Origin of the sequence: Saccharothrix sabaoui (genome assembly GCF_051756985.1) — a bacterium.
Taxonomy (GTDB): domain Bacteria; phylum Actinomycetota; class Actinomycetes; order Mycobacteriales; family Pseudonocardiaceae; genus Actinosynnema.
In genome coordinates this window covers 1-15,055 of record NZ_JBPKJK010000071.1, presented here as the reverse complement: position 1 = coordinate 15,055, position 15,055 = coordinate 1, and the positions used below count along the sequence as shown (strand labels likewise).

At 75.1% G+C, this 15,055-nt stretch carries 15 protein-coding genes; 10 read left to right on the top strand and 5 right to left on the bottom strand.

Annotated features, from left to right (window positions below; genetic code table 11):
- The first annotated feature begins 118 nt into the window (after positions 1 to 118).
- Positions 119 to 1,696 carry an FAD-dependent oxidoreductase gene (locus ACR807_RS22335; protein WP_438923326.1) on the top strand — a complete coding sequence of 526 codons (1,578 nt, stop codon included), beginning with the start codon at positions 119 to 121 and terminating at the stop codon, positions 1,694 to 1,696.
- A gap of 39 nt (positions 1,697 to 1,735) precedes the next feature.
- Here the strand turns inward: ACR807_RS22335 and ACR807_RS22330 are convergent, their stop codons facing one another.
- Positions 1,736 to 2,884, bottom strand: coding sequence for a glycoside hydrolase family 43 protein (locus ACR807_RS22330; RefSeq protein WP_438923325.1), 1,149 nt, complete (start codon positions 2,882 to 2,884; stop codon positions 1,736 to 1,738).
- Between the two features lie 249 nt (positions 2,885 to 3,133).
- Here ACR807_RS22330 and ACR807_RS22325 point away from each other — a divergent pair, with 249 nt between their 5' ends.
- From ACR807_RS22325 to ACR807_RS22315, 3 genes are all read left to right on the top strand, one after another.
- Complete coding sequence (locus ACR807_RS22325; protein ID WP_438923324.1) at positions 3,134 to 3,385, top strand: type B 50S ribosomal protein L31; 252 nt, start codon at positions 3,134 to 3,136, stop codon at positions 3,383 to 3,385.
- A gap of 1 nt (position 3,386) precedes the next feature.
- Positions 3,387 to 3,548 carry a 50S ribosomal protein L32 gene (gene rpmF / locus ACR807_RS22320; protein WP_438923323.1) on the top strand — a complete coding sequence of 54 codons (162 nt, stop codon included), beginning with the start codon at positions 3,387 to 3,389 and terminating at the stop codon, positions 3,546 to 3,548.
- Between the two features lie 209 nt (positions 3,549 to 3,757).
- Positions 3,758 to 5,620: a pectate lyase-like domain-containing protein gene (locus ACR807_RS22315; RefSeq protein WP_438923322.1), complete on the top strand. Its 1,863-nt coding sequence runs from the start codon at positions 3,758 to 3,760 to the stop codon at positions 5,618 to 5,620.
- A gap of 96 nt (positions 5,621 to 5,716) precedes the next feature.
- Here ACR807_RS22315 and ACR807_RS22310 read toward each other — a convergent pair whose 3' ends face one another.
- Positions 5,717 to 6,280, bottom strand: coding sequence for a TetR/AcrR family transcriptional regulator (locus ACR807_RS22310; protein WP_438923321.1), 564 nt, complete (start codon positions 6,278 to 6,280; stop codon positions 5,717 to 5,719).
- An 86-nt stretch (positions 6,281 to 6,366) separates the two neighbouring features.
- Between ACR807_RS22310 and ACR807_RS22305 the strand changes: the two genes are divergently transcribed.
- Positions 6,367 to 7,278 carry an SDR family oxidoreductase gene (locus tag ACR807_RS22305; protein ID WP_438923320.1) on the top strand — a complete coding sequence of 304 codons (912 nt, stop codon included), beginning with the start codon at positions 6,367 to 6,369 and terminating at the stop codon, positions 7,276 to 7,278.
- Positions 7,279 to 7,381: 103 nt separating this feature from the next.
- On the opposite strand, the gene ACR807_RS22300 is transcribed toward ACR807_RS22305, so the two are convergent.
- Both ACR807_RS22300 and ACR807_RS22295 read right to left on the bottom strand, forming a co-directional pair.
- Entirely contained in the window at positions 7,382 to 8,254 is an 873-nt protein-coding gene (locus tag ACR807_RS22300; RefSeq protein WP_438923319.1) for a hypothetical protein, read from the bottom strand.
- Positions 8,251 to 8,583: a MerR family transcriptional regulator gene (locus ACR807_RS22295; protein WP_438923318.1), complete on the bottom strand. Its 333-nt coding sequence runs from the start codon at positions 8,581 to 8,583 to the stop codon at positions 8,251 to 8,253. Before ACR807_RS22295 ends, ACR807_RS22300 begins: the two co-directional genes overlap by 4 nt.
- A 479-nt stretch (positions 8,584 to 9,062) precedes the next feature.
- Here ACR807_RS22295 and ACR807_RS22290 point away from each other — a divergent pair, with 479 nt between their 5' ends.
- A complete protein-coding gene (locus ACR807_RS22290) occupies positions 9,063 to 9,491 on the top strand; it encodes a YkvA family protein (protein ID WP_438923317.1) in 429 nt (142 codons plus the stop codon).
- An 8-nt stretch (positions 9,492 to 9,499) separates the two neighbouring features.
- Here ACR807_RS22290 and ACR807_RS22285 read toward each other — a convergent pair whose 3' ends face one another.
- Positions 9,500 to 10,669, bottom strand: coding sequence for an MFS transporter (locus tag ACR807_RS22285; RefSeq protein ID WP_438923316.1), 1,170 nt, complete (start codon positions 10,667 to 10,669; stop codon positions 9,500 to 9,502).
- 55 nt (positions 10,670 to 10,724) lie between these two features.
- On the opposite strand from ACR807_RS22285, the gene ACR807_RS22280 reads away from it, so the two are divergent.
- The 4 genes from ACR807_RS22280 to ACR807_RS22265 form a co-directional block, all read left to right on the top strand.
- On the top strand, positions 10,725 to 11,702 hold the full coding sequence (locus ACR807_RS22280) for a LacI family DNA-binding transcriptional regulator (RefSeq protein WP_438923315.1): 978 nt from the start codon (positions 10,725 to 10,727) through the stop codon (positions 11,700 to 11,702).
- Between the two features lie 232 nt (positions 11,703 to 11,934).
- Entirely contained in the window at positions 11,935 to 12,426 is a 492-nt protein-coding gene (locus tag ACR807_RS22275; protein WP_438923314.1) for a hypothetical protein, read from the top strand.
- A gap of 45 nt (positions 12,427 to 12,471) precedes the next feature.
- Positions 12,472 to 12,957, top strand: a complete 486-nt coding sequence (locus tag ACR807_RS22270; protein WP_438923313.1) for a SigE family RNA polymerase sigma factor — start codon at positions 12,472 to 12,474, stop codon at positions 12,955 to 12,957.
- A gap of 133 nt (positions 12,958 to 13,090) precedes the next feature.
- Positions 13,091 to 15,055: endo-1,4-beta-xylanase (locus ACR807_RS22265; protein ID WP_438923312.1), on the top strand; the 1,965-nt coding region annotated here is incomplete at its 3' end.

Below are 15,055 nucleotides of genomic sequence, written 5' to 3'. Positions count from 1 at the left end.
GTCGGGACCGACACCCGTTCCTGCCCGCCGCCCGTCGGGACCGACACCCGTTCGCGCTCGCCCCGCCCGCCCGCCGCCCATCAGGCGGAGGAGCGCGGGCGGTGCCAGGATCGCCTGCATGAGCGCGTTCCCCGGCCCGCCCCTGTTCCTGCTCACCGGCCGGGAGGCCCCGCCGACCGCCCGCGACCGCCGCGCGCACCTGCTGCCCGGCCGACCCGGTCGGGCGCGGGCGGGGGGCGGGCACGTGCCGCGCGTCGCCGTCGTCGGCGGCGGCATCGCCGGGGTGGCGGCGGCGGTGGCGTTGGCCGAGCGCGGCGTGCGGGTGGTGCTGCACGAGCGGCACGACGGGCTCGGCGGCCGGGTGCGGGGGTGGACGACCCCCACCGGCGAGGCGATGACGCGCGGCTTCCACGCGTTCTTCCGGCAGTACTACAACCTGCGCGCGCTGCTGCGCCGCGTCGACCCCGACCTGTCCCGGCTGCGCCCGGTGGCCGACTACCCGCTGCTGCACGCCAACGGCACGCGCGAGAGCTTCGCCCGGCTGCCGCTGACACCGCCGTGGAACGTGGCCGGGTTCGTGCTGCGCAGCGAGACGTTCAGCCTGCGCGACCTGGCGCGGATGGACACCCGGGCCGCCACGGCGCTGTTCGACGTGTCGCTGCCGCGCACCTACGCCGAGCTGGACCACGTGGACGCCGACGCGTTCCTGCGCGGCATCCGGTTCCCCGACGCGGCCCGGCACCTGGCGTTCGAGGTGTTCTCCCGCAGCTTCTTCGCCCACCCGTCGGCGCTGTCGGCCGCCGAGCTGGTCGCCATGTTCCACATCTACTTCCTCGGCTCCAGCGAGGGCCTGCTGTTCGACGTGCCGCGCGACGACTACCCGACCGCGATCTGGGAGCCGATGCGCGACCACCTGGCCTCCCTGGGCGCGGAGGTGCGCACCGGCAGCGCCGTGGACCGGGTGGACCGCCGCGCCGACGGCTACCGGGTGTCGGCCGGCGGGCGCGCGGAGGACGTGGACGCCCTCGTGCTCGCCACCGACGTCACCGGCCTGCGCGCGCTGGTGGCCGCCTCGCCGGACCTGGGCACCGAGGCGTGGCGGGCGCGGGTGGCCGACCTGCGCACCACCCCGCCGTTCCTGGTGAGCAGGCTGTGGCTGGACCGGCCCGCGCGACCGGACCGCGCCCCGTTCCTCGGCACCAGCGGCTTCGGGCGGCTGGACAACGTCAGCGTGCTCGACCACTTCGAGGACGGCGCCCGCGCCTACCGCGACCGCACCGGCGGCTCGGTGGTGGAGCTGCACGCCTACGCCCTGGACGAGGGCTGCGACCAGGACGAGGTCGTGGCCACGCTGGTCCGCGAGATGGAGGCGGTCTACCCGGAGCTGACCGGGGCGCGCGCCCGGCAGGAGGAGCACGTCCTCGCCGCCGACTGCCCGCTGTTCGCGCCCGGCTCGTTCACCGCCCGCCCCACCGTGACGACCCCCGACCCGACGTTGGTCGTGGCCGGCGACCTGGCCCGCGTCGACCTGCCGGTCGCCCTGATGGAACGCGCCGCCACCACCGGGTTCCTCGCCGCCAACGCCCTGCTCGGGCGCTGGGACCTGCGCGGCCACGACCTGTGGACGGTGCCCAACCGGGGCCGGTCCGCCCTGCTGCGCCGCGCCGCCCACCGGGCCCGCGCCGCCGCCGGGTGAGGCCGGCGCGGACCCGGTGGGCGTGCTGAACCGGGGAGGTCACTCGAAGAACTTCAGGCCCCACCCCGTGTCCGAGGTCGCGCCGGGCACGTTGGCGCGGCGGTAGGTCGTGTTGCCCCACCACGCGAACGTGCCGGTGTACCAGTGGCGGTTGGCCCACGTGTACGGCGTGCCCTTCGGCACCGCGTGGTACACCATCGGGAACCTCGGCCCGGCCGGCGGACTGGTCGCGATGTCCCCGTCGAGCAGCACGAACGTGTGGTGGCCGGGACCGTTGGCGTAGAGCGTCGGGTCCCAGCCGGACATCATGGTGGCGCGGTTGGAGCCGAAGAGGCAGCCGTTGGACTTGTACCAGTCCCACACGTGCGTGGGGTCGCCGCCGGCGCGCAGGCGCAGGTCCGCCAGGCAGTACTGCTCGCTCCAGCTGCCGTTGGCCGAGTAGACGACGTGCAGCTGGCCGTTGGGGTCCTTGACGACCTCGGGCGCTTCGTTGATGAACGGGTTGCCGACGACCCGCTCCCACGGTTCGCGGGGCTGCGAGATGACGTACCGGGCCCCGGTCGCGGTGAACGGGTCGGACATGCGGGCGATGTAGAGGTTCTGCTCGACGTTGGTGGTGCCCGCCCACCCGGACCAGACGAACCAGCGCTGGCCGTTGAAGACGAACATCGTGCCGTCGATGGCCCACCGGTCGTCGGGCAGGGCGACCTTGCGCTCCGCCGAGTAGCCGCTGTCGGGCGAGGTCGAGCTGATCGCGTACATGCGGTGCGCCGCGTCGTCGCCCGCCGAGAAGTGGATGTAGTACCGGCCGCCGTCGCGGACGATCTCCGGCGCCCAGACCGACCCCATGCCCCGGGTGTCCGTCCACACCTGGCGGGCGGGCGCGCCGGCCAGGCCGTCCGGCGACGACGCCTGGCGGACCTGGATGCCGTTCCCGGCCGCCTGCACCGAGATGTAGGTGCCGCCGACGCGGATCACGCTCGGGTCGGCGGCGCGCAGGCCGGTCTGCCCCAGCGCTCCGGGCGCGCCCGGCGGTTCGGCCCCCGCCGGTTCCCCGCCCGCGGCCCCCGCCGCCTGGCCGAGCACGAGGAGCGCGGCGAGCGCCGCCCCCGTGACCGCCGCGAGGCGGGGGAACCTCCTCGGTGTTCCGGTCGGTGGTGTGCCGCTGCCGCGGGTGAGGTGGCGCATGGGGACTCCTTCGGACGCAGGGACCGCACTTCACGGCCGTGCGACCTCCGGCGGCTGAGGGCACGACGGTTCGTCTGGCGCGCCGAACATAACACCGCTCAACGCAATCGCTCAACAACGCTCAGCAACACAACGAGAACACCGGAAGGGCGTCCGGAGTAGACGGAAGGCCGAGCCCGCTTCGCAATGACAATCGTTTCCGTTAGTCTGGTGCGGCCGAGCCGACCGGCTCGACGGGACGGAGGAGACGTGAAGCAGGGCATCCACCCGGACTACCACCCGGTGGTCTTCCAGGACCAGTCGACGGGCAAGGCGTTCCTGACCAGGTCCACGGCCACGTCGTCCAGGACCGTCGAGTGGGAGGACGGCAACACCTACCCGCTGATCACGGTCGACGTCACGTCGGACTCCCACCCGTTCTGGACGGGCAACCAGCGGGTCGTGGACACCGCCGGCCGGGTGGAGAAGTTCAACCGCCGCTACGGGAAGAGGGACCGCTGACATGGCCGTGCCGAAGCGGAAGACGTCGCGCAGCAACACCCGCCACCGCCGCTCGCAGTGGAAGGCCGAGGTCCCCGACCTGGTCCCGGTCACCACGCTCGACGGGCGCAGGCTCACCGTGCCCCGGCGGCTGGTGGCCGCCTACCGGCGGGGCCTGCTCTGACCCCGCGCCCCGGTCGGTCCGCCACCACCGCGCGGACCGACCGGGGGCAGGCCGGGCGCGGCCGGTGAAACCCGGGTCGGACAGGCATGGATTTCGGGCGGTCGGCGGAGTAGAAATAGCCAACCCCTCCGTCGCCGCTTGATCACCACCGGGCCGGTGAGAGCGCTCTCTCGACTCGGTGGTCGGGCGGTCCTACCCTCAGCAGAGGCATGTCAATGACGATCATGCGCCACTCCAGGCGTGGTCCGGGCAGGGCGTTCGCGCTCGGCCTCGCCCTCGCCACGGCCGCTGTGACGATCGCACCCGCCGCGTCCGCCGACCCGCCCCGGCGCGGCACGCAGGACCTCGGCGCGAACGTCACGGTGTTCGACCCGAGCATGCCGGTCGCCGAGATCCAGGCGAAGCTCGACGCCACGCACGCCGCCCAGGTCGACAACGAGATGGGCACCCAGCGGTACGCCTACCTGTTCAAGCCCGGCCAGTACGGCACCGCCGAGCAGCCGCTCCAGATCAAGGTCGGCTACTACACCGAGATCGCGGGCCTCGGCGCCTCGCCCACCGACGTCGTCATCAACGGCAAGGTCGAGGTCTACAACCGCTGCCTGGCCGACAACGGCACGGGCAACTGCATCGCCCTCGTCAACTTCTGGCGCACGCTGTCCAACCTGACGGTCAACGTCAACGCGGCCGGCCAGGACGGCTGCCGCTCCACGACGAACTTCTGGGCCGTGTCGCAGGCCGTGTCGGTGCGCCGGCTCAACGTCACCAACGGCTCGCTGTCCCTGATGGACTACTGCACCGCGGGCCCGCAGTACGCCAGCGGCGGGTTCATCGCCGACTCGCGGCTGCCCGCCGTCACCAACGGCTCGCAGCAGCAGTGGTTGACCCGCGACAGCGAGGTCGCCGGCTGGTCCAACGGCGTGTGGAACCAGGTGTTCTCCGGCGTCGTGGGCGCCCCGGACGACGCCGCGTTCCCGAACCCGCCCTACACCACGCTCGACACCACCCCGGTGAGCCGCGAAAAGCCTTACCTGTTCGTGGACGCCAAGGGCAAGTACAACGTCCGCGTCCCCGCGGCGCGCAAGAACACCAGCGGCGTCTCGTGGGCCAACGGCACCACGCCCGGCCGCACGATCCCGCTGAGCGACTTCTATGTGGCCAAGCCGGGCGACTCGGTGCGCGAGATCAACACCGCGCTCCTGCTCGGCAAGCACCTGCTGCTGACCCCCGGCGTCTACGACGTCGCGCGCAGCATCGAGGTCCGGCGCCCCGACACCGTCGTCCTCGGCATCGGGCACGCCACGCTCACCGCCGTGAACGGCGCGGTCCCGCTGGACGTCGCGGGCGTGCCGGGCGTCGTCGTCGCCGGTGTCACGGTCGATGCCGGGACGGAGCTGTCCCCGGTCCTGCTGCGGGTCGGCAAGCGGCACGGCCTCAACTGGAGTTCACCGAACAACCCGACCACGCTGTCCGACGTGTACTTCCGCGTCGGCGGGCCGCACGTCGGCCGGACCGACACCGCGCTGGAGGTCAACAGCGACCACGTGCTCATCGACCACACCTGGGTGTGGCGCGCGGACCACGGCGTCGAGGGCTTCACCGACACGCAGCGCTGGAACACCAACACCGGCCGCACGGGCGTCGTGGTCAACGGCGACGACGTGACCGCGACCGGCCTGTTCGTCGAGCACTTCCAGCGGCACAACACCGTCTGGAACGGCGAGCGCGGCACCGTCGTGCTCTACCAGAACGAGCTGCCCTACGACCCGCCGACGCAGGCCGACTGGATGAAGGGCGACGTCGAGGGCTGGGCCGGCTACAAGGTCGGCGACCGCGTGCGCACGCACACCCTGCACGGCGGCGGCGTCTACGTGTTCAACCAGAACAACCCGTCCATCCACACCGAGAACGGTTTCGAGGTGCCGGAGCGGCCGGGCGTGAAGCTGCACCACATCATGACCGTCAACCTCGCCGCGGGCACGATCGACCACGTCGTCAACGGCGTGGGCGAGGCGGCCGACACCACGAAGATCGGCGTCCCGGTCTACGTCGCGGAGTACCCGCTGCCGTAGTCGCACGCCCCCGCGCGGGCGGTGCCCGACCCACCCGGTCGGGCACCGCCCGCGTTCGCGTGGACGGGGTCGTCCGGCGCGTCACCGGCCGCGCGGTCAGCGCGCGGTCAGGGCGTCGAGGCGGTCGGCGGTGTCCCGGACCAGGAGCACCAGGTCCTGCTCGTTGCCGGGGGCGACCCAGCGGTCGAAGGCGACGCGGAACACGGCGATGCCCGTTTCGGCGACCAGGTCCGCGGTGACGGGGTCGAGGCCGCGTTCGCGCAGCGCGCCGGCCAGCGCGCCGGCCAGCGAGGCCAGCTTGATCAGCTCGCGTTCGCGCAGCTCGGCGTTCGCGGTGATGACGGCGTGGCGTCGGCGGGCGTGCTCGTGGCGTTCCCGGAGCACGGCGCAGGCCGCTTCCAGCGCCTTGGTCACCGCCTCCACCGGGGGCGTCGCCCCGGGGGTGTCGGCGATGGCGGCCACCAGGGCGTCCCGCAGCGCCGTGCTGCCGGCGAACAGCACCTCGCGCTTGTCGGCGAAGTGCCGGAAGAACGTCCGCTCGGTCAGGCCGGCCCGCTTGGCGATCTCGGCCACGGTGGTCTGCTCGTACCCGTGCTCGCCGTAGAGGTCCAGGGCGGCCTGTTCGAGTCGGCCCCGCGCGTTCGGCTCCCAGCGGCCCATGCGCCGATCCTAACTGATGACAGCGACTGTCATCGCAGTGCTACGGTGATGACAGCAACTGACATCACGGTTCCCGGAGGATCACCATGCGCGTGTTCGTCACCGGTGCGAGCGGCTGGATCGGCTCCGCCGTCGTCCCCGAGCTGATCGACGCCGGTCACGAGGTCGTCGGGCTCGCCCGCTCGGACTCGTCGGCGGCGGCGCTGACCGCGGCCGGCGCGGAGGTGCGCCGCGGCTCGCTGGAGGACCTCGACAGCCTGCGCGCCGGCGCGGCCGAGTCGGACGGCGTCGTCCACCTGGCCTTCATCCACGACTTCTCGGCCTACGAGGAGTCCGGTCGCGTCGACCTGCGCGCCATCGAGGCGTTCGGCGCGGAGCTGGCGGGCAGCGACCGACCGCTGGTCATCGCCTCCGGCCTGATCGGCCTCGCGACCGGCCGCGTCGGGACCGAGCACGACCGGCCGGCCGAGGACGGACCGGGCGCGGTGCGGGCCGTCAGCGCGCGTGCGGCGCTCGCCCTCGCCGAACGCGGGGTGCGGTCGTCGGTGGTGCGCCTCGCCCCGACCGTCCACGGCGACGGCGACCCCGGCTTCCTCGCCGCGCTGATCGGCACCGCCCGCGACCGGGGCGCGTCCGGTTACGTCGGCGACGGCGCGAACCGCTGGCCCGCCGTGCACCGGTTCGACGCGGCCCGCCTGTTCCGCCTCGCGCTGGAGTCGGCCCCGGCCGGGTCCGTGCTGCACGGCGCGGCCGAGGAGGGCGTGCCGGTCCGCGAGATCGCCGAGGTGATCGGTCGGCACCTGGACCTGCCGGTCGTGCCGGTCGCCCCGGAGCGGGCCGCCGAGCACTTCGGGTGGCTGGGCGCGTTCCTCGCCGCCGACGCACCGGCGGCGAGCGAGCTGACCCGCGAGCTGGTCGGCTGGCGGCCCACGCGGCCGTCGCTCCTGGACGACCTCGACCAGGGGCACTACTTCCGGCCGCGCGGACCGGCCGCCTGACCTGCGGCTGCCCGGCCTGCGGCTGTCCGACCTGAGGTGGCCTGACCGTCGGTGCTCGTGCCGGCACGAGCACCGGCGGCGGCGGTGCCGGCACGGCCGCGCATCAGGCCGGGACCAGCGCCGGTCCGGAAGCCTGTTCGGGGATGCGCGGGGGTTGCGGCCCGGCCGGTTCCAGGAGGGCGTCGGCGTCGGCGAGGAGCCGCTGGGCCTCGCGCAGGCCGTCGGCGATGCGGGCCCGCCGGTCGCGCAGCTCGTCCACCCGCCGCCGGGCCTCGGTGACGACGCGGTCGGCGTGCTCGGTCGCCTCGCGGACGATCCGCTCGGCCCGCTCGCGGGCGGCGGCCTCCTGGGCGGCCAGCGCCGCCGCGGCCTCGGCCCGGCGGGCGCGCATCGCGGTCTCGAAGTCCTCCTGCACCCTGGCGCGCAGCGCCTCCGCCCGCTCGTCGAGCGAACGGCGGCGGCGTTCGGCCTCGCGGGTCGTCGCGGCGATCCGCTCGTGCGCCTGGCGCATCACGGCCTCGTGCTCGGCCTCCAGCTCGCGGCGGCGCGCGTCGAGGTCCGCGACCAGGCGCTCCGAGCGCTCGCGCAGCCTCGCGGCGGCCCGTTCGGCGGTCGCCCAGTGCTGCTCGGCGGTGGCCCGCGCGCGCTCGGTGATCTCGGCGGCCTCCTCGTGCGCCAGGTCGACCAGGCGCCGCAGGCGTTCGGTGAGCGCGGCCGGGTCGACCGGCGTGCGGCACAGGCGGTCCAGGCGCTCGCGCAGCGCGTGCGCCTCCGACCTGGCGCGCTCCAGCTCGCGGGCCAGGTCGTCGGCCCGGGCCGCCGCCGCGTCGCGGTCCACCGCGAGCAACCGCAGGTCGGCCTCCACCCCCTCCACGTAGTGCCGCACCTGCCCCGGGTCGTACCCCCGCCACACCACGTCGAAGTCGGTCCGCAGCGGGACCAGTTCCGGTTCCGGGCGGGTGTCCACCGCCGTCACGACAACTCCCCTCCGGTCTCGTGCGCGGTCCGCAACCGGCCGCGCAGGTCGGCGATCTCGGCACGCGCGGCGGTCAGCGCGTCCTCCAGGTCGAGGATGCGCGTGGTCGCCGCGAGCGAGTGGCCCTCGTCGAACAGCGCCCGCACCCGCACCACCAGTTCCAGCTGGCGGCGGCTGTAGCGCCGGTGCCCGCCACCGGAGCGCACCGGCCGCACCAGCTCGGCGGTGTCCAGGCTGCGCAGGAACGCCTGCCGCACGCCGAGCAGCCCCGCGGCTTGCCCGATCGTGTAAGTCGGGAAGTCCAGGTCGTCCAGTTCGCGCAGCGCCACGGCGGGCCCTTCATCGGGTGCTTGACAGAACCTCCAGTCGTGCCTATAAGAAATATACATCGGTCAACAACCCTGGTGGACGTGGCCCGGAGTGATCGACGTGAACGGAACCGCAGTGCGCGCAACGGCTTTCGCCGACCTGGTCCTCAGCGACCCGGACTGGCTCGACGCCGAGTTCGCCGCCATCGTGGACGCCGCGTTCGGCGCCACCCCGGAGCCGCCGTTCACCCGACGAGGCCCGTCCGGGAGCCCCGGCGCCCCGGACCCGCCCGCACCACCGCGCCTGCGCCCCCTCCCGGTGCCGCACCGGGTCCACCCGCACCAGCGCTCGCCCCCGGCCCCGCCGCGACACCCCTCCGGTCGATGCGCGGGGGGCGTCCGGTCCCGGTCCGGGCGACCCCTCGTCGGCCGAGGCGCGGCAACCCCCGCTCGCGCGGCCGGGTGGCACACTGCCCCCGCGTCGGGCGGAGGGAGCAGCGGTGACGGGTTCGGTCTGGTGGGACGTCGTGGTCGGCGTCGGGGTGAGTGCGGTCGTGGTGTGGTTGGCCCTGGTCGTGGTGCTCGTGGTGGTGCGCCCGAGGGGCGCGCTGCTGCGCGAGGCGCTGCGGCTGCTGCCCGACCTGCTGCGGCTGGTGCGGCGGCTCGCGGCCGACCGGACCCTGCCGCGCGGGGTGCGGGTGCGGGTGGCGCTGCTGCTGGTCTACCTGGCGTCGCCGATCGACCTCGTGCCGGACTTCATCCCCGTCCTCGGGTACGCCGACGACGCGATCGTCGTCGCCGCGGTGCTGCGCGGTGTCGTGCGCCGGGCCGGGCCGGACGTCGTGCGCGGGCACTGGCCCGGCACCGACGACGGCTTCGCCGCGCTGGCCCGCCTCACCGGTCTCGACCGGGGGACCGAGCCGTCCTGAGCGGACGGTCAACGCGGCCGGCGCAGGACCGGCACCAGGGCCAGGGCGGGCACGAGCAGGAGGGGCACCACCAGCAGCGCGCGCAGGACGCCGACGTGCTGCCCGAGCAGGCCGACCACCGGCGGGCCGGCGAGGAACGCGGTGTAGCCGATGAGCGCCACCACGCTCACCCGGGCCGCGGCCCGCTCCGGGTCGTCGGCGGCGGCGCTCAGGCCGACCGGGAAGCCCAGGGACGTGCCCAGGCCCCACAGCGCCACGCCGAGCACGGCCGGGACCGGTGAACCGCCCAGCACCGCGAGGGCGGCGCCCGCCGCGGCGCACGACATCGTGCCCAGCAGCACCGGCACGCGCCCCCAGCGGTCCAGCGCGGCGGGACCGAGGAGGCGGCCCAGGGTCATCGCCGTCACGAACACGCCGAACACCACCGCGCCCACCGCCGGGGTGACCGCGTGGCCGTCGACGAACGCCACCGCGAGCCAGTCGTTCGCGGTGCCCTCGGTGAACGCGAGCACCAGCACCAGCAGGCCGATCAGCAGGGTGCGCGGGTCCCGCCAGGCGGCCAGGACACCGCTGCCGCCGCGCCGCGCGTCGCCGCCGTAGCGGAAGGAGCGCGCGGCCACGACCGTGCCGGCCAGGGTCGCGACGGCCGCGCCCACGAGGTGCGCGGTCACCGGCAGCGCGACCGACGCGGCGAGCGCGGCGGTGCCGGCGGCGGCGATCGTGCCCAGGCTCCACGCGCCGTGGAAGCGGGGCACCACCGTGCGCCCGAGCACCCGTTCGACGGCCACCGCCTCCACGTTCATCGCCACGTTGCACACGCCCGAGCCGTAGCCCAGCGCGAACAGCCCCGCGGCCGTGGCCGCCGCCGACGGCCACGTGCCGACCGCGACCCCGATCAGCACCAGCGCCGCCGCCAGCACCGCCGTCGACCAGCGCACCGCGCGCCGCACCCCGAGGCGGTGGGCGACCGCGCCGGCGGTGAGCATCGCGGACACCGACCCGGCGGACATCGCCAGCAGCAGGAACCCCAGCCCGCGCGCGTCCAGGCCCAGCGCGTCGCGCGCGGCGGGCACCCGGGCGAACCACGTGGCCAGGGCGAACCCGTTGAGGCCGAAGACGGCGGTGACGGCGGTGGTGGCGGTGCGGGCCTGCCGCACGTCGACCGTGGAGGTGCTCACCCCGTGACCCCACGCCTGCAAGCGCTTCCACCGCAAGGGCCGGCAGACTGGGCGCGTGGTGGGGAAGGCGCGGCTGGAGGACGTGGCACGGCTCGCCGGCGTGTCCGCGGCCACCGCGTCACGGGTGCTCAGCGGACGGGGCCCGGCCTCGGAGGCGGCGCGGCGCGGGGTCGCGGAGGCCGCGCGCGAACTCGGCTACGTGCCCGACGCGGCGGCGCGCGCCCTGGCCACCGGGGGCGGCACGCGCATCGCGGTGGCCGTCGGCGGGCAGGACGCGCGCGTGCTGCACGACCCGTACGCGGCCAGGGTGCTCGCCGCCGTCGCCGGGGTCGCCGCCGCCCGCGAGGTCGGGGTGTCGCTGCACTGGGCGCCGCTGCGCGACCCGGGCGCGGTGGCGCGGCTGGCCGAGCGGCGGGGCGTCGGCGGGGTCGTCCTGGTCAACCCCACGGAGGCCGCGCTGGCGGCGCTGCCGAGGTCGGCGCGCGGGCGGGTCGCGGCCATCGGCGTCGGTTCGCGGGACGTGCCGGCGTTCGACGTCGACAACGGCGCGGGCGCCACCCGCGTGGTCGAGCACCTGGTGACCGGCGGCCGGCGGCGGGTGGCGATGGTGACGGGCCCGGCGTGGCTGCCCTGCACGCGCCGCGCCCTCGACGCCTACCGCCGCGCGGTGGGGGAGGCGGGCCTGCCGGTCCGCGCCGTGCCGGGCGACTTCACGGCCGCGCGCGGCGAGGCGGCGGCGGGGGAGGTGCTGGCCCGCTGGCCGGACACCGACGCGGTGTTCGCGCTGGGCGACCTGACCGCCCTGGGCGCGCTGGGCGCGCTGCGCCGCGCGGGCGTGGACGTGCCGGGGGACGTGGCGGTCGCCGGGTTCGACGACATCGCGTTCGCCGCCCTGAGCCGCCCCGGGCTGACCACGGCCACCAACCCGGTCGAGGAGGTCGCGGCCGGCGCGGCGACGGCGGTCCTGGACCGGCGCGCACCCCGCCCGCTCACCCTCCACCCCTCGACCCTGGTGGTCCGGGACAGCGCCTGAGCGCACGGGGCGGCCCGGGACGACGCCGCCCGGACGAGGGCACCCCTCCGTCTACTGTGGACTAAACCGGTTGCGCGGACCGGTGCTCGGCGCGGTGGGCGGCCCGTTGACCCGGTCCAGCGGTCCGTCGGCGCCCCGGGGTGATCACCCGGGCCGATCACCTCTGCCGAACTTCCGGTGCCTCCGGGACTTCCGCCGCCCCCCGGCCGCGCGGCGGCTATAGCGTTCGGTCATGGAGTCCGCCGTCCAGTTCATGACCGCCTCGTCCGCCTCCCCGCGCCCGCCCGTGCCCCCCTCGGCGGAGCGGGGTCGCCCGTCGTGCCACTGGTGCGGGTTGAGGACCGACTGGGGGTGGCCCGCCGGGCACCCGGCCGCGCCCGCGATGACCGGGGACGTCCTCGCCCACCGGTTCTGCGCCGACCCGGCCAACCGCAGGTTCGACGCGGACGCGCCCGGCGACCCGGTCGTCGTGCGGCGCGCCCGCCTGGCGTTCGCCCTGCGGGGGGCGGGGCCGCGCGGGTGGCGGTGGTTCGAGCTGGGCAGCGACGAGCAGCGCACGACGGTCGCGCACCTGCGCTCGATGCTCCGGCTGGGTGCGCCCGTCACGGCCGCCGACGTGGTGACCGCGGCCACCGGGCCGCTGACCCGCCGGCTGTACCGGGAGCGGGTGCGCCGATGGGCGCGCCTCCCGCTGCCGAGCGCCCCCGCCCGCGGAGCGCTGTGACGAGGACCACGGGGACGCGGGGGGCGCCTCCCGTCAACCAGGTGCGTGACGGACGGTGAGTTCGAGGAGTACGCCCGCGCGGACGGCCCGCTGCTGCGGCGCGGCGCGTACCGGTTGTGCGGGGACCGGCACCGCGCGGACGACCTGGCGCAGACCGCGCTGCTGAAGGTGCACCACGTGCGGTCGAGGTTGGGGCCGGACGTGCGGGTGCACGCCTACGCCCGCAGGGTGCTGCTGCACGTGGTGGTCGACGAGGCGCGCCGCGCCGGGCGGCGGCGGGAGACCGCCGTGGCCGAGGTGCCCGCGGTCGCCGACCGGTCCCCGGACACCGACGCGGTCCTGGACGTCCGCGCCGCCCTCGTCCGCCTGCCGCCCCGGCAGCGGGCCGTCGTCGTGCTGCGCTACTGCCACGACCTCAGCCTCGCCGACACGGCACGTGCCCTCGGCTGCACCGAGGGCACGGTCAAGAGCCAGGCGGCGAAGGGGCTGGCCGCGTTGCGGGCCCTGCTGTCGCCGTCGCCCGCCGCCTGAGCGGCGCCCGTCGAACGCGCCGTTCGACTGTTTGGGCTGAACGGCGGCCGGCCGAGGTGCGGGTGGGGTTCCTATAGTCCGGGCAGTCGGTCTGGGAGCGCTCCCAGACCTGGTGACGGAAGAGGGACCCTCGATGAGGAGAGTTCTCGCCGGACTGCTCGCGACCGCCTCGCTGGCGGGCGGGCTCGTGGCGGTGGCGCACGCGGGTGCCGAGACGGCGCCCCGACCCGTGGTCTCGCGGCAGGCGGACGACCCGGTGGTCGTCGTCTCCAGCACCTTCGAGGACGGCACCGCGCAGGGCTGGGCCCCGCGCGGGGGCGAGGCGCTGGCGGTGAGCACGGCCGTCGCGCACGGCGGCACGCGGAGCCTCGCCGTCACCGGGCGCACCCAGAACTGGGAGGGGCCCGTGCGCGACCTGCTCGACGTCGTGGACAAGGGCACCCGCTACGACCTGTCGGTGTGGGTGCGGCTGGCGGCCGGTGAGGCGGCCACCGGGGCGCGCCTGTCCGTCGAGCGCCGCACCGGCGGCACCCCGTCCTACGACCAGGTCGTGGGCACGACGGACGTCACCGCCGACGGCTGGGTCAACCTGAAGGGCTCCTACACGCTCGCGGCCGACGTCGAGTTCCTCGTCGCGTACGTCGAGACGACCAGCGCCGCGGCGGCGTTCCACGTCGACGACTTCGCGCTGTCCCACACGCCGCTGCCGCCGGTCCAGACCGACATCCCGGCGGTGAAGGACGTGCTGGCCGACCACTTCGCGGTGGGCGCGGCCGTCGAGCCCGCGCAGCTGCTGGGCAACCACGGTCAGCTGCTGGCCAGGCACTTCAACTCCATCACCCCCGGCAACCAGCTCAAGTGGGACGCCACCGAGCCCACCGAGGGCGCCTTCCGCTTCGCCGACGCCGACGCGCTCGTGACCTGGGCGAAGGCCAACGGCGCGGCCGTGCGCGGGCACACGCTCGTGTGGCACCAGCAGACCCCGGCGTGGGTGTTCGAGGACGCGTCCGGCGCGGAGATGACCGCCACCCCGGAGAACAAGGCACTGCTGCTCGCCCGGCTGGAGGCGCACGTCCGGGGCGTGGTGACCCACTTCGGCGACGACGTCCCGGTCTGGGACGTGGTGAACGAGGTCGTCGACGAGAACCAGGCCGACGGCCTGCGCCGCAGCCGCTGGTTCGAGATCACCGGGCTGGACTACGTCCGCACCGCGTTCCGGGTGGCCCGCGAGGTCGCGCCCACCGCGCGGCTGGTGATCAACGACTACAACACCACCGTGCCGGCCAAGCGGGACAAGCTGCACGCCCTGGTCGCGCAGCTGCGGGCGGAGGGCGTGCCGGTCGACGCGGTCGGCCACCAGATGCACGTCAACGTGCAGTGGCCCTCGGTCGCCGAGACCGAGGAGGCGATCGCGAAGTTCGCCCTGCTCGGCGTGGACCAGCAGATCACCGAGATGGACATCTCGATCTACACCGACAACGGCCAGTCCTACCCGACGCCGCCCGCCGACGTCCTGCGCGCCCAGGCGTACCGCTACCGCGACCTGTTCGAGGTCTACCAGCGGCACTCGGCGTCCATCAGCTCGGTCACCCTGTGGGGCCTGGCGGACGACAACACGTGGCTCGACGCGTTCCCGGTGACCCGCAAGGACCACCCGCTGCTGTTCGACACCCGGTTGCAGGCCAAGGACGCCTACTGGGGCGTGGTGGACCCGAGCCGCATCGGCGGAGGCACCACGACCACCACGACCACGACCACGACCACGACCACGACGACGACGACGACGACCGACGTGCCGCCCCCGCCCGTGTGCGTGATCAACTACGACCTGGTCGGCCAGTGGCAGGGCGGCTTCCAGGGCTCGGTGCGCATCGTCAACCGGGGCGCGCCCACCACGTCGTGGACGCTGGCCTGGTCGTTCCCGGACGGCCAGCGCATCACCCAGCTGTGGGGCGGCAAGCACACCCAGGACGGCGCGAACGTCACCGTGCGCAACGAGTCGTGGAACGGCGCGCTCCCGTCCGGCGGCTCGACCACCCTGGGCTTCCTCGGCTCGTGGACCGGCCGCAACGCCAGGCCCGCGACGTTCAGCCTCAAC